The following is a 22,496-nucleotide window of genomic DNA, read 5'->3' on the forward strand; positions in this document are numbered from 1 at the left end:
CGCCGGTCAGGACTCCCGGCGCCTCCGTCCGGCGAGGAGCAGCAGCGCGCCGATGGCCAGCATGCCCAGCGCCAGGATCGACATCGTCTTCACCGGCGAACCGGTGACCGCGAGGCCAGGCGGGCGCGGGGTGGGCGGCGGCTGCGGGTTCGGCTTGTCCGGCGGCTGCGGAGTCGGCGGCACGCGGGTGTCGGTCCCGCAGTCGGGGTTCTCCGAACCCGGCGGGCAGTTGCCGCCCGGGGTGTCGGACGTGACCACGTTGCGCAGGCGGTGGTCACCGGTCGCCGGCTTCCGCACGGTGACCGCGTAGGTGACGGTGGCCTTCTCCCCCGGCTTCAGCTCGCCCTTCCAGGTGAGCTTGGGCGCGGAGTAGGTGACCGTTCCCGTGCTGGCCTTCGCGGTGCCGTCGAAGGTGGCGTCGTCCAGCACCTGGCTCAGGTCGTCGGTGAAAGTCGCGTCGTCCACCACCGCCTGCCCGGTGTTCTCCACCGTGACGGTGAACGTGACGACCTCGCCCGGCTTGGCCTCCGTCTTGTCGACCGTCTTCTTGATCTTCAGGCTGGACAACGGCGTCGTCGTGCCGCACTTCGGATCCTTGCTGCCCGGCGGGCAGTTGCCACCCGGGGTGTCGGTGGTGATCACGTTGGTGAGCTTGCCGTCGCCGCCGGTCTTGGTCACCTTGACGCTGTAGGTGACCGTCGCCGTCTGCCCGATCTCCAGGTCGCCGGTCCAGGTCAGCTTCGGTTCCGCATAGGTCACCGAACCGATCGTCGCCGCACCGTCCTTCTGGAACACGGCGTCGTCGAGGACCTCGGTGAGGTCGTCGGTGAACGTCGCGCCGGTCAGTTTCGTCTTGCCGGTGTTGCGGACCGTCACCGTGTACTTGACGACGTCGCCCGGGTTGGCCGTGGCCTTGTCCGCCTTCTTCTCCAACGAGATCCCGGGCACCGGCGTCACGGTCGAGCACGCCGGGTCGTCGGACTGCGGCGGGCAGGTGCCCGGGGTGTTGGTGCTGACGGTGTTCCGCAGTTCGTGGTCGCCCGTGACCGGGTTCTTCACCTTCACCGAGTACTTCAGCGTGGTCGACGCCCCCACCGGGAGATCGCCGGTCCACACCAGGTTCGGCGCGGTGAAGGCGAACGTCCCGGCGACCGGGGCCGCCACGGCGTCATCCCGGTAGTCGGCGTCGTCCAGCACCTCGGACAGGTCGTCCGTGACCCGTGCGGCGTCCTCGCCGACCAGATCGACCTTGCCGGTGTTGGTGACGGACACGGTGTAGGTGACGACGTCGCCCGGGTTTGCGGTCTGCTTGTCCGACGTCTTCTTGACCGTCAGCTCGCGGGACGGCACGTCCGCGACGCAGTTCGGGTCGGTGGAACCCGGCGGGCAGTTGTTGCCCGGCGTCTCCGAGGTGACCACATTGGACAGTTTCTTGTCACCGGTGTCCGGGTTCTTGATCTTGACCGTGTAGGTGATGGTCGAGGTCTGCCCGAGGTCGAGATCACCGGTCCACGTCAGCTTCGGGGCCGCGTAGGTGACGCCGCCGATGGTGGCCGCGCCGTCGTTCTGGTAGTCGGCGTCGTCCAGGACCTCCGTCATGTCGTCGATGAACGTCGCACCGGTTTGCTTGGTCTGCCCGGTGTTGGTGACGGTGATCGTGTACTTCACCGTGTCGCCGGGATCGACCGTCTTCTTGTCGGCGGTCTTCTTGATGAGCAGCCCGGACACCGGAGTGGTCGTGCCGCACTTCGGATCCGTGGATCCCGGAGGACAGTTGCCGCCCGGCGTCTCCGACGTCACCACGTTGGTGAGCTTGTCGTCGCCGGAGTTCGGGTTCTTCACCTTGACCGTGTAGGTCACCGTGGCCGTCGCGCCGACGTCGAGGTCACCGGTCCAGGTCAGTTCGGGCTCGGCGTAGGACACCGCACCGATCGTCGCCGCGCCGTCGTTCAGGTAATCCGCGTCGTCCAGCACCTGGGTCAGATCGTCGGTGAAGGTCGCACCGGAGATCTTGGTCTGCCCCGTGTTCGTGACGGTGACCGTGTACTTCACGATGTCACCGGGGTTCGCCGAGGCCTTGTCGACCGCCTTCTCGATCTTCAGACCCGACACCGGGGTTTCCGTGCCGCAAGCCGGATCCGTCGAGCCAGGCGGGCAGTTGCCGCCCGGCGTCTCGGAGGTGACCGCGTTCTTGAGCTTGTTGTCGCCGGTGTTCGGGTTCTTGACCTTGACGGTGTAGGTCACCGTCGCCTTGTCACCGACGCCGAGGTCGCCGGTCCACGTCAGCTTCGGCGAGGCGAACGTGACCGCGCCGATGGTCGCGGCGCCGTCGTTCTGATAGTCCGCGTCGTCGAGTACCTGCGTCAGGTCGTCCGTGAAGGTCGCACCGGGGATCTTGGTCTGACCGGTGTTCGTGACGGTGACCGTGTACTTCACAACGTCACCGGGGTTCGCCGAGGCCTTGTCGACCGCCTTCTCGATCTTCAAGCCCGACACGGGCGTCGTCGTGGTGCACTTCGGATCCGTGGAATCCGGCGGGCAGTTCCCGCCCGGCGTTTCGGAAGTGACAGTGTTGATGAGCTTGTTGTCGCCGGCGGTGGGGTTCTTGACCTTCACCGTGTAAGTGACCGTGGAGGTGGCACCGATGTCGAGGTCACCGGTCCAGGTCAGCTTCGGCTCCACATAGGACACCGCACCGATCGTCGCGGCACCGTCGTTCTGATAGGCGGCATCGTCGAGCACCTGTGTCAGGTCGTCGGTAAAGGTCGCACCGGCCAGCTTGGTCTGCCCCGTGTTGGTCACGGTGACCGTGTACTTCACGACATCACCCGGGTTCGCCGAAGCCTTGTCGACCGCCTTCTCGATCTTCAAACCCGACACCGGCGTCTTGGTGCCGCACTTCGGATCCGTCGAACCCGGCGGGCAGTTCCCACCCGGCGTCTCCGAGGACACCGCGTTCTTGAGCTTGTTGTCGCCCGTGTTCGGGTTCTTGACCTTCACGGTGTAGGTGATCGTGGTGGTGGCGCCGATTTCGAGATCACCGGTCCAGGTCAGCTTCGGCGACGCGAACGTGACCGCACCGATCGTCGCCGCGCCATCGTTCTGATAGTCGGCGTCGTCTAGAACCTGCGTCAAATCATCGGTGAACGTCGCACCCGTCAGCTTCGTCTGACCGGTGTTGGCGACCGTGACCGTGTACTTGACCACGTCGCCCGGGTTGGCGGACTGCTTGTCGACCGCCTTCTCGATCTTGTAGCCCGACACCGGCGTGGTCGTGCCGCACTTCGGATCCGTGGAACCCGGCGGGCAGTTCCCGCCGGGCGTCTCGGACGTGACCACATTGGACAGCTTGTTGTCCCCGGAGTTCGGGTTCTTCACCTTGACCGTGTAGGTGATGGTCGAAACCCCGCCGATTTCGAGGTCGCCCGTCCAGGTGAGCTTCGGCGCCGCATAGGACACCGCACCGATGGTCGCGGCACCGTCGTCCCGATAGTCCGCGTCGTCCAGGACCTGCGTCAGGTCATCCGTGAACGTCGCACCCGAAAGCTTCGTCTGCCCGACATTGGTGACCGTGACCGTGTACTTGACCACGTCGCCCGGGTTGGCGGACTGCTTGTCGACCGACTTCTCGATCAGCAGACCGGAAATCGGCGTCGTCGTGCCGCACTTCGGATCCGTCGAACCCGGCGGACAGTTCCCGCCCGGCGTCTCCGAAGTGACCACATTGGACATCGTCTTGTCGCCGGGATTGGGGTTCTTGACCTTCACCGTGTAGGTCACCGCGGACGCGGCGCCGATCTCGAGGTCGCCCGTCCAAGTCAGCTTCGGCGCCACATAGGACACCGCACCGATGGTCGCGGCACCGTCGTCCCGATAGTCCGCGTCGTCGAGAACCTGGGTCAGGTCGTCGGTGAAGGTCGCGCCGGTCAGCTTGGTCTGACCGGTGTTCGTGACCGTGACGGTGTACTTGACGACGTCGCCGGGGTTGGCCGACTCCTTGTCGACTGCCTTCTCGATCTTGAAACCCGAGACCGGAGTGGTCGTGGTGCACTTCGGGTCGGTGGATCCCGGCGGGCAGTTGCCGCCCGGCGTTTCGGACGTGACCGTGTTGATCAGCTTGTTGTCGCCCGTGTTCGGGTTCTTCACCTTGACCGTGTAGGTCACCGTGGAGGTGGCACCGACGTCGAGGTCGCCGGTCCACGTCAACTTCGGCGACGCGAACGACACCGCACCGATCGTCGCCGCGCCGTCGTTCTGGTAATCCGCGTCGTCGAGAACCTGGGTCAGATCATCCGTGAACGTCGCACCGGAGATCTTCGTCTGACCGGTGTTCGCCACGGTGACCGTGTACTTCACCACGTCACCCGGGTTCGCCGACTCCTTGTCGACCGACTTCTCGATCTTCAAACCCGACACCGGCGTCGTGGTGCCGCACTTCGGATCCGTCGAGCCCGGCGGACAGTTCCCGCCCGGGGTCTCCGAGGTGACCACATTGAACAGCTTGTTGTCACCGGGGTTCGGGCTCTTCACCTTCACCGTATAAGTGACCGTGGAGGTGGCACCGATCTCAAGATCGCCGGTCCAGATCAGCTTCGGTGAAGCGAACGACACCGTGCCAATGGTCGCGGCACCGTCGTTCTGGTAATCCGCGTCGTCGAGAACCTGGGTCAGATCGTCCGTGAACGTCGCACCGGTCAGCTTCGTCTGACCGGTGTTCGCCACGGTGACCGTGTACTTCACCACGTCACCCGGGTTGGCGGACTGCTTGTCGACCGTCTTCTCGATCTTGAAACCCGAGACCGGAGTCGTCGTACCGCACTTCGGATCCGCCGACCCCGGCGGACAATTGCCGCCCGGGGTTTCGGAAGTGACCGTGTTGATCAGCTTGTTGTCGCCCGTGTTCGGGTTCTTCACCTTGACCGTGTAGGTCACCGTGGACGTCCCGCCCACGTCGAGGTCACCGGTCCAGGTCAGCTTCGGCGACACGAAAGACACCGCACCGACCGTCGCCGCGCCATCGTTCTGATAATCCGCGTCGTCGAGAACCCGCGTCAGATCATCGGTGAACGTCGCACCGGTCAGCTTCGTCTGACCAGTGTTCGTGACCGTGACGGTGTACTTCACGACGTCGCCCGGGTTGGCGGACTGCTTGTCGACCGACTTCTCGAACGTCAGGCCCGAAACCGGCGTGGTGGTCCCGCATTTGGGGTCCGTCGAACCCGGCGGACAGTTCCCGCCCGGCGTCTCCGAAGTGACCACATTGGACATCGTCTTGTCGCCAGGATTGGGGTTCTTGACCTTCACCGTGTAGGTCACCGTGGAGGTGGCACCGATCTCAAGATCGCCGGTCCACGTCAACTTCGGCGACGCGAACGACACCGCACCGACCGTCGCCGCACCATCGTTCTGATAGTCCGCGTCATCCAGAACCCGCGTCAGATCATCCGTGAACGTCGCACCGGTCAGCTTCGTCTGACCAGTGTTCGTGACGGTCACCGTGTACTTCACGACGTCACCGGGATTGGCCGACTGTTTGTCGACCGACTTCTCGATCTTGTAGCTCGAGACCGGCGTCGTCGTACCGCACTTCGGATCCGTCGAACCCGGCGGACAGTTCCCACCCGGAGTCTCCGACGACACCGTGTTCTTGAGCTTGTTGTCGCCCGTGTTCGGATTCTTGACCTTGACCGTGTAGGTCACCGTGGACGTCTCGCCGACTCCGAGGTCGCCCGTCCAGGTCAGCTTCGGTGAAGCGAAGGAAACCGCGCCGATGGTCGCGGCGCCGTCGTTCCGGTAGTCCGCGTCGTCGAGGACCTGCGTCAGATCATCGGTGAACGTCGCTCCGGTCTGCTTCGTCTGACCGGTGTTCTTGACCGTGACGGTGTACTTCACGACGTCGCCCGGGTTCGCCGACTGCTTGTCCACGGTCTTTTCGATCAGCAGACCGGAAACCGGCGTCGTCGTACCGCACTTCGGGTCGGTGGATCCGGGCGGACAGTTCCCGCCCGGGGTCTCCGACGTCACCACGTTCTTGAGCCGGTTGTCGCCGGTGTTCGGGTTCTTCACCTTGACGGTGTAGGTGAACTCCGCGGTCTTCCCCGCCGCGAGCGTGCCGGTCCACGTCAGCTTCGGCGCCGCGTAGGACACCGAACCAGGCGACGCGGTGGCGTCGTTCTGGTAGACCGCGTCGTCGAGCACCCCGGTCAGATCGTCGACGACCTTGAGATCCGCCGCGGTCACCTTCCCGGTGTTGGCGACCTTGACCGTGTACCGCACGGTGTCGCCGGGGTTGGCGGATTGCTTGTCCGCGGTCTTCGTCACCGTGTACGACGGCGCGGGCACCTTGGTCTTCGCGCACGCGGCGGCGGGGTCGTCCGGGCAGCGGTTGTCGGGCGGGACGACCGGCGGCGGCCCGGTCGGGACGGTCGCGCGGTTCACCAGTTCCTTACCGATGGCGGCTTCTTCGACCTTCACGCGCACGGTCAGCGTGGCCGTCTCCCCGACGGCGAGACCGGTGACGGCCCAGTCGATCGGCCCGGTACCGGACGCCGTGCCCTTCGAGGGACTGGACGACACGTGGGTCGTGCCCGGCGGCAGCGTGTCGCGCACCGTGAGCGCGGGTACCGGGATCACGCCGGTGTTCCGCAGGGTCACCTGGTAGGTCAGGGTGTCCCCCGGGATCGCCTCGGCGAGGTCGACCGTCTTGGTCAGCTGATACCCGGGCGACGCGACCGTGTTCCGCACCGTGTTCGAGGTGCGGTCCTGCGGGCGGCCGGTGTCCTCGCCGCGGAAGGTCAGCTTGCCGGTGTTGTCGAGTTTGGTGCCGTCCGGCACCGAGGCGCCGACCTTGACCTTGAAGGCGACCTTCTGCGACTGCCCCGGCGCCAGATTCCGCAGTCTGCAGGTCACCACCTGCCCGGCCGCCGAACAGTCCGGATTGGACCCGGCCACGAACGTGACGCCGTCCGGGAGGGTGTCGGTGACCACCACGTTCGTGGCGGTGTCGAGGTCGGTGGTGGTGCCGTCGGCGTGTTTGTTGGCGACGTCGAAGGTGTAGGTGACGTCGCCGCCCTTGGTGACGTAACCCGGCGGAGCGTCGTTCGTGTTGCCGACGGGGTCGTTGGCCTTGGTGATCTGCAGGTCGGGTTCGAGCGCGTCGGTGACCAGCCAGATCGTCTGCGGGTACAGCGCGTCGCCGACGGTCCCGATCTTCACCTGGAGCGCGGTGGTCCCGGCCGGGACCTTGCCGGTGATGTCGATGCTGCGGGAGTCGTAGCCGACGTTGTTCACCGGATTGGGGTTGCGGGTGGTGACGTTCGTTCCCGAGCCGTTGGTCGCGACCCGGTCGATCCGGCTGCTGAAGGCGTTGTCGGTCGACACTCCGGCGGGCGAAGGCATCGAGATGGTCTGGAGGCTGGACGCGTTCGGGCCGACCTGGAGGTAGTCACCGGTGATCGGCGCGTCACCGTCACCCGCGACGATGCCGAGTTCGACGTTCGGCTGGCGCGAGGTCGGGGCCTTGATGCCACTCAGCGCGATGGTCGCCGAGCTGGGCGTGCTGCCACCGGCGACCCGCTGCAAGCCGTCCCATACCTGGAGGTAGCGCAGCGGTTCGCTGGGCAGCTCGTAGGCCACGACCAGCGACCAGCCGCCCCAGCAGCCCAGGTTGGTCCCGCTGATCGACTGGCCCTGGCAGGCCTGGATGTCGGCGACCGTGTACTGCCCGGTCCCGGCGTTCGTGACGAGATTCGTGACGTCGGCCGCGCCGCCGTAGGCGTACAGGGTCGGGAAGCCGCCCGTGGTGGTCGCCGGGAACCAGTCGTAGGTCTCGGCGGTGATCCGCTGGTAGGCGCCGGAGCCCGGGGTCTTCATCGAGACCTGGTTGCCCCGGGAGCCGTCACCGGAGGTCCCGCTGGAGGCGACCGGGTTGAACTGCCAGTACAACCGGGCGTTGAGCACCTTCGCGCCGGCCGGGACGTTCAGATTCGCCGCGGAGGCGGTGTTCCCGGGCGCGGCCGGATCGGTCTTGATCCACGACACCGGGCTCGCGTTGCTCGCGGACTCGTTGCAGACCACGCCGACGCCACACTGCACGACCGAGTTCGCGGCCATCGTGATGCCGCCGTGCGCCAGCCCGGAGTACACCGGCTCCGGCCCGATCGGCCGTTCGGTGCCTGCCCCGCGCGGCTGCGTCTGGGCGCTCGCGGGCAGCGGGGCGCCCATCAGCAGCGCCACGACGATCACCGTGAGCAGCGCCAGGCCCCGGCGCCACCGATTCCGCCCACGACGTTCCGCCATGCCGCCTCCGCCTCACCCCTCGCTCCCGTCGGCCCAGGTCAGGACGGCGGGGACAGCGAGTCCGATAGACGGTCATCCTGGGTCGGCAAGATCGTCTACGGCAACCGGGACCGACGGTGTCCCCTGGATAGAACCCGTTGAGTGGCCCCAAAACCCCCGGACGGGTGATGCATCGTCCACAACGGACGGAAAACCGGGGTGTGGCGTTTCGGCGCGAAAACTGCCATCGTCGAACGCGTGATCGACATTCCTTACCGTGGTTCCGGTCCCTATTGCTACGCGAATTCCCTCGCGATGATGCTCGGTTCCGGGGGACCACCGACCGACGTGCTCGAAACCGTCACCGGCAGTCCTTTCGGCATGCAACTGGTCGGCGGTTCACTGCCGTTCTTCGACGCTTTCGGCTGGGATCCCGACCTCGGCATCGACGAGGCGCTCGACGTCCTCGGCTGGACGGCCGAAACCGCGAGCGAACCGGATCCGGACACCGCGTTCGCCCGGCTCGCCGAAAACCTGGCCGACGGCCCGGTCCTGATCGGCCCGGTCGAGATGGGGCATCTGCGTCACCAGCCGGGGATGACCGGCCCGATCGGTGCCGATCACTTCCTCGTCGCGCTCGCCGCCGACAACGAGTCGGTCCTCACCCACGACCCGCAGGGCTACCCGTACGCGCGGATCCCGCGAAGGGATTTCGCCGCCGCCTGGCGTGCCGAGACGGTCGCCTATGGCAAGCCGCACACCATGCGCACGAACTTCGTCCGCCACACCGTCGTCACCGCCGAAGCCGCGATCGACGCGGCGCTCCCCCGCGCGATCAGGCGGCTGAGCGGGGAGGCCGCCGCGGGACTCCCGCCCGGCAGCCTCGGCAACGGCGACGCGGCCCTCGCGCTGGCCAAGCGAATCGAGGACGACTGTGATCCGGACCTGCGCGGACTGCTCATCCATTTCGGGATCCGCGTCGGCGCCCGGAGGCTGGCCGACGCGGCCGTGTGCCTGCGCCGGGCAGGCCACGACGAGGCGGCCGACGTCGCCACCAGGCAGGCGCGGCTGGTCGGTTCGCTGCAGTACGACCTCGTCGTCGAGGACGACGAGCGCGCCGCCGGAACGCTCCGGACACTGGCGCCGACCTACGAGGAACTCCGGCTGGCCCTGTCGACAACGGACCAGTACCTCCTTCGACGGAACCGGACCGGCCCGACTCGCGCGGCGGAGTGATCACCAGTAAGAAGTTGATCAAGAATCGGGGGATGCTTCCGCGCTGACGCTGCGCGCCGGGGGCCACCACTCCGCTTGCCACACCCCGCGCTCCGACTGAGAGGCCTTTTTCCGCATGCCGACACCCAGTCCCCACTCGTCGACCGTTTCCCGCGGCCCCGCCGGGGTCGGGAAGCTGCTGTTCTTCAGCCGCTGGCTGCAAGTTCCGCTCTACCTGGGCCTGATCGTCGCGCAGCTGGTGTACGTCTGGCGGTTCCTGGTCGAAATCGGGCACCTGATCGCGCAGGTGGTCACCGGGATCGCCGACGGCGGCGCGAACTCGGGCGCGCCGTTCACCGAGGGCGACGTGATGCTCGCGGTACTGCAGCTAGTGGACATCGTGATGATTTCGAACCTGCTGATCATGGTGATCATCGGCGGCTACGAGACGTTCGTTTCCCGTATCCGGCTGCGCGGCCACCCGGACGAGCCGGAATGGCTGTCGCACGTCAACGCCAACGTGCTCAAGACCAAACTGGCCACCGCGATCATCGGCATCTCCTCGGTGCACCTCCTGCGCACCTTCATCCAGCCCGCCCGGATCCCGGGGACGGGCCAGATCGACACGCAAGCCGTGATGTGGCAAGCGATCCTGCACGCCCTCTTCGTGCTTTCCGCGATCGGCCTCGCCTCCATCGACCGGATCATGACCACGACCGAGGCAGGAAAGCACAGCCACGGCACGCCGATCTCCGACGTGGTCCCGGCGCAGCGTGCCAAGGTGGACAGCACCGTCGGCCCCGATAACCACGTGGTTCCCCATCGCGGTTGACCTTCTCTCACGTCATCCTGACGATCTCGCGGGCGATCACCTCGGGCTCAGTCTTCGGGACGTAGTGCCCGGACCGCTCCGCGATCACGTGCCTGCCGCCGGGCGAAAGCGCGACCCGGTGGGCGTGGGACGCGTTCGCCCGCGCCCGCATCCCGGCGGACATCCCGCCTCCGCCACGGCCGCCGGACACCACGGTGACCGGGATGTCCCCGAGCACCGGCGGATCGCGCCGCCAGCCGGCCAGCTCGTCGAGGAAGGTGCGGGCCTGCTCCCGGTGGGTCCGCATCGTCCCGACGGTGAACGCCTCCCGTTCGAGGTCGCGGCGGACGTCGTCCGGGATGTCCCTGAGCAGGCCTCGGAAGAGGAGCTTGAGCAGGCCGAGTCGCGCGAGCACGGCGCCGACCGTGAGCATGACGCGTTCACCGGTCCGGAAGGCCCGGCCGAAGAGCACGTCCGCCGCCTCGTCGGTCGGGTCGACCAGGACCAGCCCGGCGATCCGCTCGGGGCGGCGGGCGGCGGCCTGGCGCACGATCGGCCCGCCGGCGCTGTGCCCGGCGAGGACGTACGGCCCCGGACCGAAATGGTCGAGGACGTCGTTGAGGTCGTCGGCCATCCGGTGCAGCGTCCGGCCGCCGGGATCCGGGGCGCTGCGGCCGAGCCCGGACCGGTCGTAGGCGATCGCGCGGGCGTGCCAGGAGACCTCCGGCTGGACCGCCGCCCAGGACGACCGGGTGGCGGCGGCCCCGGCTTCGAACACCACCGTGGGCCCGGTGAAACCTTCGGGCCCCGGGAGCACCACCGCGTGGAGCCGTCTGCCGTCGCGGGTGACGACCCACTCCGGCTCCCCCTGCGTATGGGTCATCTCGCGCCGATCCTCCATCCGGTGGCGTCGATCTGCCGCCGCCAGAACTCGGCGAAACGTCCCTGCCGCGCAAGGAGTTCTTCGACGCCGCCGTCCTCGGCGATCCGCCCGTCCTCCAGGAAGAGGACCCGGTCGGCGTGCCGGATCCCGGCGATCCGGTGGGTGACGATCACCCGCGTCCGCGACACGGGATCGGCGCTGAGGGACCGGACGACCGCGTCCTCGTTCTCGGTGTCCAGCGCGCTGGTGGCCTCGTCGACCAGTAGCACCGGCGCCGGTTTGAGCAACGCGCGGGCGATCGACACGCGTTGCCGTTCACCACCGGAAAGCGCGCCGCCCGCCTCGCCGACGGCCGTGTGCTCCAGCAGTTCGCCGATCCTGGCGAGCTTGACGACCTCGGCGATCCTCTCCTCGCTCGTCGAGGGATCCCCGGCGAGGATGTTGTCCCGCACCGAACCCTCGAACAGGTAAGGCTGCTGGAACACGACGGTGACGAGCTCGCGGCGGCCGGTCGCGGACAGCTCCGCGAGATCCGTCCCGTCGGCGAGCACGCGCCCGCTGGTGGGCTGGTACAGCCCGGCGAGCAACGCGAGGACCGTGCTCTTGCCGGAGCCGGACGGCCCCACGATCGCGGTCGTCGTCCCCGGGTCCAGGGTGAGGGAGAAGTTCTCCAGCACGGTTTCGGTGCCGGGCGAATACCGGAAACCGACGTCCTCGAACCGGATCAGCGGCGCCTGCGCGCCCGGCGAGGCGGCCTCGCCCGCCGGGGCCGCGGGCGCGGTGAGCACGGTGCGGATGCGGCCCAGCGTCGTGGTGGCGGTCTCGATGCCGGGCGCGAGATCGCCCAGCGCGCCGAACGGTTCCAGGTACCGGGCGATCACGACGATCAGCGCGATCGCTTCGGGCACGCTCAGGCTTCCTCGCGTGGCGAGGAAAACGGTCGTCCCGGCGAGCAGGACCAGCGCGAGCTGACCGGCGACGCCGAACAGCACCTGACCCGGGATCTGGAGGCGCAGCAACCGGACGGTCGCGCCGTGGTGCGCGGCGAGCGCGGCACCGGCGTGACTGCGCGCGGGTTCCACCCGGCGGGCGGCGCGCAAGGTCTGCTGGGTGCGGGCGAACTCGACGATCCGCTCGGTCAGCGTGGTGTTCGCTTCACCGGCCGCGCGGTCCGCGCGCCGGGTGATCCGCCCGGTCGCCCACAGGGCGCCGAGCAGTACGGGGACCCCGGCCAGCGCGGCGAGCCCGAGCGGCCAGGCGATCGGCAGCAGGGCCAGCGCGATCGCGACCGGCAGCAGGACCGCGCCGATGAGCGGGGTGAGCAGGTAGCCGACCAGGCCGACGAGATCCGGCCCGGTCGCGGCGATGGCCTGGCGCGCGGTCTGGGTGTGCTCACTGTCCAACCAGGACAGCCGGACGCGCGTCAGCTGCTCGGCGACGTCGTGCTGGGCGTGGTCCAGCACCCCGAAGCCGAGTTCGAACCCGAGCCGTCCCACGACCGCGTCGACGGCCCAGCCCGCCGCGGTGACGGCGGCGAGGGCGCCCAGCCAGGGCAGCGTGTCCGCGGGTTCGGTGCCGAACAGGGCACCCACCAGCGGCACCAGCAGGACGACGCCGGTGGCGCGCAGCAGCACCGAAAGCACGGCGAGGACGACGTAACGCCGGAACGCCCGGCGTTTCGCCCCGGGGATCAGGCTCAGCAGCGTGCGGATCACGCGGTCACCTCCGCACCGGCTCCGGCTTTCCACAGGCGGGTGTAGCGGCCGTCGGACGCCAGAAGTTCTTCGTGGGTCCCGCTTTCGGCGATCCGCCCGCGGTCGAGGACCACGATCCGGTCGGCGCCGGTGACGGTGTGCAGACGATGGGCGATGACCAGGACGGTCCGGCCCGCGGTGAGCCGGTCGAGTGCTTGCTGCACGAGGTACTCCGACTCGGGATCGGCGAAGGCGGTCGCCTCGTCGAGGACGAGGACCGGGGCGTCGGCGAGGATCGCGCGGGCGATGGCCACCCGCTGGCGTTCCCCGCCGGACAGCCGGCAACCGGCGTCGAGGACGGTGTCGTAGCCCTGGGGCAACCGCAGGATCCTCTCGTGGATCTGCGCGTCACGGGCCGCGGCGACGATCTGGTCTTCGGTGGCGCCGGGGACGGCGAGGGCGATGTTCTCGCGCACGGTCCCCTGGACGAGTTGCGGGTCCTGCAGCACGAAGCCCACCTGGCCGTAGAGTTCGTCGGCCGCGAAGGAACGGACGTCCCTACCGCCGACCCGGATCGCTCCCTCGGTCACGTCGTGGAACCGCGCGACCAAGGCCGCGAGCGTGGACTTCCCCGCTCCCGAGGGGCCGACCAGCGCGGTCACCGTCCCCGGCCGCAAGGTCAGGGAGACGTCTTCCAGCACGGGAACCCCGCTGCGGTAAGCGAAACCCACCCGATCCAGATCCACCGCGCCCGGCTCGGCGCCGTCTCTGGTTTCAAGCTCCACTGTGGACAGTTCGGGTTCGTCGAGGACGACCTGGATCCTCCGGGCGGCGAGCATCCCTTCACGGACGCCGCCGAGGCCGTAGCCGATTCCCAGCAGCCGGGCGCCGAACGTGGTGCCCAGCAAGAGGAACGGGATCAGCGTCACCGGCTCCGTGCCGCCGCCGACCACCATCAGCGTGCCGGCACCGGTGATCAGGAGCAGGAACGTCGCGGGCCGGGTGGCGAAGTCGAGCATGGTCTTCTTGCCGGTGAACGGACGCTGCCAGTCACCGAGGAAGCCGACGTACTCGTCGAGCCGCCGCCGGAACGACGACGCCGCGGCCCCGCCGAACACCCGGATCACCGGCTGGCCCTCCAGGTACGCGCCGGCCTCCCCGGCCATCCGTTCCGCCCAGCGCATCGCCTGGCCGGTCTTGGGTCCCGATTGGACGACCATGATCGACGTGGTGACGAGGTAGACCAGGATCGGGACGAGCAGGACGAGGGCGAGCCGCCAGTCCACCGCGAACAGGTAGGCCAGCACCGCGACCGGCGCGACGACCGCCGCCACCGCGTCGGGAACGGCGTGCGTGACCAGATAGTGGAGCGAGAGTGTGTCACCCTGCACGAGTTTCGCGACCGTGCCCGAACCGCGGGCGGTGAACCAGCCCAGCGGGAGCCTCGCGAGTTTGCCCAGCAGCCGCTGCCGCAGGTCGCGGGCGAACCGCGCGTCGGCCGCGTGCAGCCAGAGCACGACCGCGGATTCGAGGAGGGTGCCCACGCCGAGCAGCACCAGCGCCGAGACGCCGAGCGCCCACAGCGACCCACCGCCGTCGATCAGCCGCCGGACCAGCTCCACCAGCAGCACGAACGGGGCGAGACCGATCAGCGTCACGACGGCCTGCAGGATCCCGGCTAAGAGCAGCGTCCGCCGCACCGGCGCGAGCAGCCGTCCGGCGGCCTGCGCCCGCCATGCCCCCTTGGGCGCTTCCTCGACCGGCTTCGGGGCTTCGGGCGCCGGTTCTTCCTTCGTCCCGCGGAAAGCACCCATGGCCCGGCCGTAGTACCAGTACGCGCGGCCGTGCACCTCGGACTTGGGGAAGCCGAACGTCTCCCGCAGACGGGTCCTGAGATGTTTGAACGAACCGGCTTCCGTCGCGATCCACGCCTGCCAGTCAGACCAGTCGCGGGTCTCGATCGCCGCGGCCAGCGAAGTCGCGTCCAGGCGCGGCACCCAGCGCACGGTCAGCCGCGCGTGGTCGCCCAGCGGGATCAGCCTGTCGGTCTCGTCGTGCTCTTCGAGGTAGAGCTCGACGGGGAGGTCGGCGGGGACCACGTCGAGGATCGCGTTGATCGCGGGGATCGAGGCGGAGTCGCCGATCAGCAGGTAGCCGGCGGGCGGTTCGGCGGGGACCGAGAAGGACGACGAACCCAGCGACATCACCGGAACCGTCGAGCCGGGCCGCGCCTGTCCCAGCCAGCGCGACGCGGGACCGGCGGGCTCGTGCAGGACGACGTCGATCGCGAACGTGCCCGCCTCCGGATCGGCTTCGGTGAGCGTGTAAGCGCGCTGGAACTCGGTCGCGCCGCCTTCCGGGTCCGGGAACCAGAACCGGAGCCAGGCCGTCGGCTCCGCGACGACGTCCTCGAACAGCGTCGGCGAGACGAACCGGATCCGCACGAACTTCGGGACTATCTCTTGAGTTTCGACGACGGTCGCTTCGTGGTCTCGTGCCCCGAAACCCCGCATCACCGCGCCTTGGAATCCGCGTGCCATCACAGCCCCTTCCCCGTGGCCGCCAGATCGGCCACCATCCCGGCGATCGGCCTGCCCGGCGGGCAGGACCCGATCAACCCGCGGATCGACGCGGTCAGCAGCAGCCGTACGTACTCGGGCCGCGGCACCTGAGGCAACGCGGCGGAGGGCCCGGCGAGGCGATCGTCACCGGCCAGCCGGTCACGGACCGCCTGCCGTTCCCGGTCCAGCCCGGCGCCGTCGGCCTCCTCGGCCGCCATGCTGTTCTCTTCGGACGCGGTCATCGCGATGGTCAGCGACGCGACGGCGCCGCTGAGCACGATCGCCGCGCCGGGCTCGTAACCCCGGCGGACGAGCGCGTCGACCTCGGTGTTCAGCAGCCGCTGCCCGCCGTCACCCCGCGGGAACAGCAGCTGCAGGTAGGTGACCAGGCCCGGATGCTCCAGCATGAAGCCCCGCATCTGCAGGGCGAAGGACAGCAGATGCCGTTCGAGGTCGTGACCGGGATCGTCGCGGAGCCGCAGCTCGGCCAGGATGCTCTCGCCGACCAGTCGCTCGAGCCCCCAACGGGACTCGACGTGCCGGTAAAGGGCGGTCGCGGTCACCCCCAGCCGGGCCGCGACCGCCTTCACGCTGAGCCGCCGCATCCCGAGCTCGCGACCGGCCCGAAGGATGTCGTCCCTCGCGATCGTGGCCGGACGGCCCCCGATGTTCGGCATCTCACCCCTTCACCCGTGGAAAGTTATAGGGGGAAACTAAGGGTGGGCTTACCTCGATGTCAAGTGTCGGTTCGACCGCTCCGCGTTTAGTCCTCTGAATGCGTTCTCCCGGGTACACGAAGACACCGGCGGGGCCGTGAGTGGCCCCGCCGGTGGTTTCCCTCCCCGCCCTGCCGGCGAGTCTCAGTGGGCTCAGAACGTGACGGTGAACCCGTCGATGCTTCCGGTGTCGAACTTGTAGACGTCCTGCGCGCTCAGCTTCCAGGTGCCGTTGGCCGCTTCACCCGAGGCGTCGACCGTGAACGTCTGGTGCACGCCGTCGGCCGAGCCGACACCGCCGGAACCCTTGAGCCGGTAGGCCTTGCCGCTCGGCCCGATCAGGTCGAGGACGAGGTCGGCGGTGTAGGTGTGCGAGACGTCCACCTTGACCGGCAGCGACGCGGAAGCCTTGCCGTCACAGCCTTCCTGGGTCACCGAACTGGTCACCGCCGCCCCGGCGTCCGGAATGGACACCGGCGTGGTGTTCGACTTGGCCCCGCACTTCGGGCCGGGGCCGCCGCTGCCGATGAACGACACGTTCAGCAGTTTGTTCGGCGAACCGCTGCCCGCGTTCTTGATGACGCCCGCGGTCGCACCGTTCGCCAGCGCGTCCTGGACCTGCTTCGGAGTGGCTCCCGGGTTGGCCGACAGGTAGAGCGCGGCCGCGCCGACGACGTGCGGTGTCGCCATCGAGGTCCCGTTCATCATCGCCGTACCGCCGTTGTTCGGGCTCAGCGACGTGATGTTCGATCCTGGCGCGAAGATGTCGGTGCAACTGCCGTAGTTCGAGAACGACGACCGGTTGTCACCGGAATCCGACGCGTTGACGGTGATCGCCTCGGGCACGCGGGCCGGGCTGGTGTTGCAGGCGTCCGTGGAGGCGTTGCCCGCCGCGACGCCGTAGACGACGCCCGAGGCGATGGACCGCTTGAGCGCGTCGTCACCGACGCCGGGAGCGTCCATGGTCAGGCTCATGTTCGCCACCGCGGGCTTCTGCGCGTTGGCCGTCACCCAGTCGACCGCGTCGATGATGCCCGAGTCCGGACCGGTGTTGTCGCAGCCCAGGACCTTCAGCCCGACGATCTTGACCTTCTTCGCGACGCCGTAGGTCTTGCTGCCGATCGTGCCCGCCGTGTGACTGCCGTGCCCGTTGCAGTCCTTGCCGTCACCGCCGAAGAAGTCTTTGCCGAGACTGGCGCGGCCCTCGTACTCCGGGTTCGACGGGTTGATGCCACTGTCGAGGTCGTAAGCGGTGACACCGGCACCGTCGTTGGGATAGGTGTAGGCCTTGTCGAGCGGGAGGTTCTTCTGGTCGACCCGGTCCAATCCCCAGGTCGGGTTCTGCTGGGTGCCGGTACCGCGTGCGGTGCCGTCCTCGTAGACCGCCTTGACCGACGGGTCCGCGGCCAGCTTCCGCGCTTCGGCCGGGGTCATGGCCTTGGCCGAGAACCCGCGGAGGGCCGCCGTCCAGACCGAGCGGACCTCGCCGCCGTACCGGCCGGCCAGCTCGGCCGACGCCGTCTGCCCGGCCGCGGCGACGTCGTGGAGGACGACGATGTACTGATCGCCGTAGTGTTCTTTGGCGGGGATCACCGTGCCTTCGGCGGCGACGGCCGTCGCGGCGCCGAGCGTGAGCAGCGGGATCGACAAACCGAGTGCCAGCAAGGATTTCGTCTTGTCACGCATGGATGGTCACCTCTGTTTCGGCGAAGATCACTGGACGGTGAGGGTGTACGTGGTGGTCGCGGTCTTGCCGGTGCCGTCCTTGGCCGTCACCGTGACCGGGTACGTGCCCGCCTTGAACGGTGCGAAGACCTGCATGGTCGAACTGCCGCCGCTGGACACGTTCTGCGGCGAGAACATCGGGTTGATCGGAAGCCCGGAACCACTGGCGGACAACGTGATCGTGCCGCTGCCGCCGGTCGCGGTGACGGTGGCGCTCACCAGCGAGCCCGCGCGGCCGGAGCCGGACGACGGGTTCACGGTCACCTTCAGATCACCGGCGGGAGGTTCACCCGCCCCGACGGTGAGCGTGAGCCCGGCGGTGGCCGTCTCGGTCGTGCCCTTCCCGGAAATCGTGACCTGATAAGCCTTTTCCGGCGTTCCAGCGGCGGTCTCGATGGTCAGCTTCGCCACTTCGCCCGCCTTGATCGTGGCGGGCTGGAACGTGGCCTTGGCCCCCTCGGGCAGTCCCGACGCCGACAACGTGACGTTCTCGGCGCCGTTCTTGCCCGGTTTGCTGGTGACACTCGCCGACACGTATTTCCCGGGCAGGACCTTCACCGACGAAGGCGAAGCGGCGAGGGTGAGGGCGTCACCCGGCTGCTCGCCGCCGATCTGCTCGGCGACCCAGTCCCCCATGTCGTTGTTGAGCCTGCTGTAGACGCTGTACCAGCGGAAGTCGCTGCGGCTCCAGGAGGTGATCCCGACGACCTTCCCGCCGACGACGAACGGGCCGCCGCTGTCACCGGGCAGGACGGTCTTGCGGCCGTCGGAGTACCCGGCGCAGATCATCGTCTTCGGGTCGACACCGTTCTCCACGCCGGTGCACTGGCCCGCGTCGACGATCGGAAGGGTGAGCTTGTGCAGCGTGACGTCCTGGGTGGAGTCGTTGATGTCCTTCTTGCCGTAGCCGAGGCTGAACCCGTCCTTGCCGGGCGTCTCCAGTCCGGTGTCGGCGGAGGTCGCCACCTTCGCGTAGCCGCCGGGCGGGACCGGGATGTCACCGTCGACGGTGATCACCGCGACGTCGTACCCGTTCCAGGGCTGGGTGAACCTGGGATGGATCTTGTAGTCGACGGCCTTCAGCTGAGTGCCGCCGGTGCTCTTGAGGTCGTCGAGTCCATAAAGGACGCTCTTCTCGCCGGCCAGTTCCTTGCAGTGGGCCGCGACCATGACCTTGCGCGGCGCGATGACGGAACCGGAACAGCTCTGTCCCTTCGGCCGCGAACCGCCTTCCCGCAGGGCGGCGATGACGTACGGGTAGTCCTTGACCGACGACGGCGAGCCCCCGATGCTCTGGCCGTGGACGCCGCCCGTCGGCAGGGGCGCGGCGTCGGTCGGGGCGATGGCGCGTGGGGTGTCGTCCGGTGCCGCACCGGCGATACCCGCCGCCGGCGCCAGCGCGGCCATGGTCAGGGCGACCACGCCGAAGATCCGTTTTCTGCTCACGGTGATTCCTTTCAGGGAAATCGCGACTGCCCGACAACTGTCGATCGGCGGCGGAAACGGAACAATAGTGGAGCGCGGCGCTCGCTCCACTATTTAAAGAAAGGGCCTCTCACCTGCGGTTTCTCCGCGAAGTACGCATCGAATCGCCGAATAAGGACCCCTAGGGAATGAGGTCAGGCGGTTTTGGAACCCTCACCGGTCGCGTCGCGGAGCAGGTCCTCGGTCAGGACGGTGCGCGACGGCAGTCCCAATTTGCGCAGCGCCCGTCCGACGTGGATCTCGACCGTCCGCGGCGAGAGGAACAGCCGTTCGCCGATCTCCCGGTTGGTCAGGTTCTGGGCGGCGAGCCGGGCGACTTCGAGTTCCCTCGGCGACAACGCTTCCCCGTACCCCTTGCGACCTCGCCGGGGCATCTCCGGATCGCACTGTCGCAGAGACCGGCGGCAGCGGAGCGCGTCCACGGCGGCCCCGAGGCTCGCGTATACCGTCTCCGCGGTGGTGAAGGAGGCGACGGCCCGGGCCCGCTCCCCGGCTTCGGAAAAGCATCCGGCGGCGAGTTCGTCTGCGTAGGCGGCGAAATACGGGAACGGCAAGGCACTGTAGGCCTGGGCGGCACCGAGCAGCAGATCACCGGCGGCGAGCGTTTCGCCGCGCGCCTGGGTGAGCATCCCCCGGCACAGCAGCGCCGACGCGTTGGCGACCGGCGCGTCCTTGCCGTCGATCCCCTGCCGGTACTCGGCGAGCAGTTCTCGCGCCTCGACGTGCTGTCCCAGCCCGAGCATGGTGCGCACGGCGAACGGCATCAGTTCGGCCGCCCAGACCCAGTTGTTCTTGCGGCGCACGGTCTCCAGGCCGAACTCGGCCAGCCGCCGGGCGGCTTGCAGGTCCTTGCCCGCCTGATGGACCGCGACGCGGCCCGCGTACGCCGAAGCCTGCACCGGGACACTTCCCGCGGACAGTGCGAAGGCCGCGTCGAAACTGCGCAGTGCCGCCGTCGGCCGATGTTGGCCGTACTCGTACCAGCCGAGCACGAGCAGCGGCTCGGCGGCGAGCGAACTGTCCTTGTCGACGCGGGTCAGCATCGCCCGCGCCTTCTCGGCGACGCTCGCCCACTCGCCCATCGCGAGGTCCAGGCGCAGTTCCGTGCCGTCGGCCAGCGCGTCGAGATAGGGCTGGTGGTCGTCGCGGATCAGCCGCCGCGCGGTCGAGAGGTAGGCCCGCGCGACCGGATAGTGCCCGTTCCACGCGACCGCGTCGGCCAGGTTGATGTAGGTGCGGGCCACCTGACGGCAGACCTCGGCCGATTCCGGCGCCCTCGGGAGATCCGCGATCTCCTGCCAGGCCTCGGGATCGGCGATCTGCATCCGCGCCGAAAGCCGGTTGGCGGTGATCGCGGCGAGCAGCCCGGCGTCGTGCTCCCCCTTGCTCACCTGTTCGGCCTCGTCGAGCCAGCGGAAGTTCTCCTCGACCGGGACCGTCCCGATATGCGGCAGCGCCAAGGTGACCAGTCCCCTGGCGAGCAGGGCCTGCCGCCTGCCGAGGTCGGCCGCGCCCAGTTCGATCTCGAGCCTGCCCGCTTCGACCTTGCCCACCTGGTTGATCAGCACCTGGCCGAGATGGACCCGGATCTCGCCCCGCGCGGCCTTGCTCAGCGGCCATTCGCGCAGGATCTCCCGCAGGAGCCGGACCGTTCCGGCGTGGGCGATGCTGCGCGGCAGCTCCCTGCCGAGCCGGACGGCGAACGACTCGCGCGCGGTCCGCGGCAGGTCCGCGTCCCGCAAAGCCGCTTCGAGCAGACGGCTCGCTTCTTCGGTCCGGCCGTCCTCGATGGCGTTGTCCACCGCGACGCCGGTCCACTGTGTCCACGCGGCGAGATCACCGGCCAGCCGCGCGTGGCGGGCGATGAGCGACGCGAAAGGTTCGGCGCCGGAAGCGAGCCGGGCCGCCGCGCGGCCGTGCATGGCGCACCGCTGAGGACCGGGCAGCAACGCGTAGACCGCTTCGGCGATCAGCGGGCTTCCCGAGACGTACCGGCCGCGGCCGAGATCCCGCAGCAGGCCCGCTTCCACGGCCTCGGTGACCGCGCCGGAGATCTCGCCGGACAACGACGCCACCGTGCCCAGATCCGGTTCCCCGGCGGGGGATCCCAGCACCGCGGCCGCGCGGACGACGTCCCGGGCGGACGGCCCGATCGCCGTCATCAGCCCGGCGACCCGGCTCCGCACGATCGGCGGCACCGTCGCCGACGCCAGCCTGTCCGCCGAAAGTGCCTCGGCCGTGTCGCCGACGCTCTGGACCAAGGCCGTCAGGTCGACGGCGATCCCGGACGTCCGCCGGTGCGCCGCTTCGGCGAAATCCGGCGCGCAGCGGCCGAAAGAGGCGTCGAGCAGGGTCCGCACCTGGTCGGCGGTGAACGCGGGAAGCGAGAGATGCGCGGCGGTTTCGCGCAGCGGCGGGAATCGCCGCGAGCCGCACGCCACCGCGCTGACCACCACGCTCAAGGCCGCCGCCGGTGACGCCGCGAGGCCGCGCAGGAACTCCCAGGTGTCGTCGTCGGCGGAGTGGACGTCGTCGAGCATCAGCACCGCCGGACCGCAGCCGGCCAGTACCTCGCGCACGGCACGGAACTCCTGCTGCCGGACAGTGTCGGCGTCCGCGTTCTCCGGGAACGGCGGCAGCCACGGCGACCATTCGGGGATCAGCCGCCGCAGGACACCGGTCACCGGGGAGAAATCCGCCGCGTGGGCGGCGGCCACGGCGCTGTTCCCGAGCAGCGCGTCGACCAACGGCGCGAGCCGGCACGGCCGCGCGAACGAACCGCAGCGGGCGGACCAGACCACGCGCGACACTATCCCGGGACGCGTGGCCAGTTCTTCGAGCAGACGGCTCCGGCCCACACCCGGTTCGCCCTCGACGACGGCGACCGACGGCGGGCTGGAGGCGACGCGCACCAGTTCGGCCAATTCGGTGTCGCGGGCCACGAACACCGGTGCCGCACCGATCGTCGGCATGCTCGGACCATACCGATAGGACACCCGCCGAAAGGCGGGAACACGAACAGTGACCACGCGCGGCAGGCTTTCCGCTGGTCCACACCACCGGAGTCACGACGTTAACTCGATCGGCCGACGCCGACCTGCCTGGCGCGGATCCCCGCGTCGGCAATAC

At 68.9% G+C, this 22,496-nt stretch carries 10 protein-coding genes; 2 read left to right on the top strand and 8 right to left on the bottom strand.

Features of this window, described 5'->3' with window-relative positions; translation table 11 throughout:
* Positions 1 to 6 precede the first annotated feature (6 nt).
* Positions 7 to 8,298 (bottom strand): DUF7927 domain-containing protein, encoded by an 8,292-nt coding sequence (locus IE302_RS35225; protein ID WP_191258773.1) that lies wholly within the window; start codon positions 8,296 to 8,298, stop codon positions 7 to 9.
* Positions 8,299 to 8,535: 237 nt separating this feature from the next.
* Here IE302_RS35225 and IE302_RS35230 point away from each other — a divergent pair, with 237 nt between their 5' ends.
* Complete coding sequence (locus tag IE302_RS35230; RefSeq protein ID WP_191258774.1) at positions 8,536 to 9,513, top strand: YobF C-terminal domain-containing protein; 978 nt, start codon at positions 8,536 to 8,538, stop codon at positions 9,511 to 9,513.
* Between the two features lie 115 nt (positions 9,514 to 9,628).
* Positions 9,629 to 10,324, top strand: a complete 696-nt coding sequence (locus tag IE302_RS35235) for a TIGR00645 family protein (protein WP_191258775.1) — start codon at positions 9,629 to 9,631, stop codon at positions 10,322 to 10,324.
* A 7-nt stretch (positions 10,325 to 10,331) separates the two neighbouring features.
* Here IE302_RS35235 and IE302_RS35240 read toward each other — a convergent pair whose 3' ends face one another.
* The 7 genes from IE302_RS35240 to IE302_RS35270 form a co-directional block, all read right to left on the bottom strand.
* The gene (locus tag IE302_RS35240) at positions 10,332 to 11,186 is read right to left on the bottom strand and encodes an alpha/beta fold hydrolase (RefSeq protein ID WP_191258776.1); all 855 of its coding nucleotides are present in this window, start codon (positions 11,184 to 11,186) and stop codon (positions 10,332 to 10,334) included.
* Positions 11,183 to 12,901, bottom strand: a complete 1,719-nt coding sequence (locus IE302_RS35245) for an ABC transporter ATP-binding protein (protein ID WP_191258777.1) — start codon at positions 12,899 to 12,901, stop codon at positions 11,183 to 11,185. The genes IE302_RS35240 and IE302_RS35245 overlap by 4 nt, the downstream gene beginning before the upstream one ends.
* Positions 12,898 to 15,420 (bottom strand): ABC transporter ATP-binding protein/permease, encoded by a 2,523-nt coding sequence (locus IE302_RS35250; RefSeq protein WP_191258778.1) that lies wholly within the window; start codon positions 15,418 to 15,420, stop codon positions 12,898 to 12,900. Before IE302_RS35250 ends, IE302_RS35245 begins: the two co-directional genes overlap by 4 nt.
* Positions 15,420 to 16,118 (bottom strand): TetR/AcrR family transcriptional regulator, encoded by a 699-nt coding sequence (locus IE302_RS35255; RefSeq protein ID WP_191258779.1) that lies wholly within the window; start codon positions 16,116 to 16,118, stop codon positions 15,420 to 15,422. Before IE302_RS35255 ends, IE302_RS35250 begins: the two co-directional genes overlap by 1 nt.
* Positions 16,119 to 16,310: 192 nt before the next feature.
* A complete protein-coding gene (locus IE302_RS35260; protein WP_191258780.1) occupies positions 16,311 to 17,843 on the bottom strand; it encodes a S8 family serine peptidase in 1,533 nt (510 codons plus the stop codon).
* A 27-nt stretch (positions 17,844 to 17,870) separates the two neighbouring features.
* Entirely contained in the window at positions 17,871 to 19,328 is a 1,458-nt protein-coding gene (locus IE302_RS35265; RefSeq protein ID WP_191258781.1) for a S1 family serine peptidase, read from the bottom strand.
* A 173-nt stretch (positions 19,329 to 19,501) separates the two neighbouring features.
* The gene (locus tag IE302_RS35270; protein WP_191258782.1) at positions 19,502 to 22,339 is read right to left on the bottom strand and encodes an AAA family ATPase; all 2,838 of its coding nucleotides are present in this window, start codon (positions 22,337 to 22,339) and stop codon (positions 19,502 to 19,504) included.
* Positions 22,340 to 22,496: the final 157 nt, after the last annotated feature.

This window comes from Amycolatopsis oliviviridis, assembly GCF_014654365.1.
Classification (GTDB): Bacteria; Actinomycetota; Actinomycetes; order Mycobacteriales; family Pseudonocardiaceae; genus Amycolatopsis; species Amycolatopsis oliviviridis.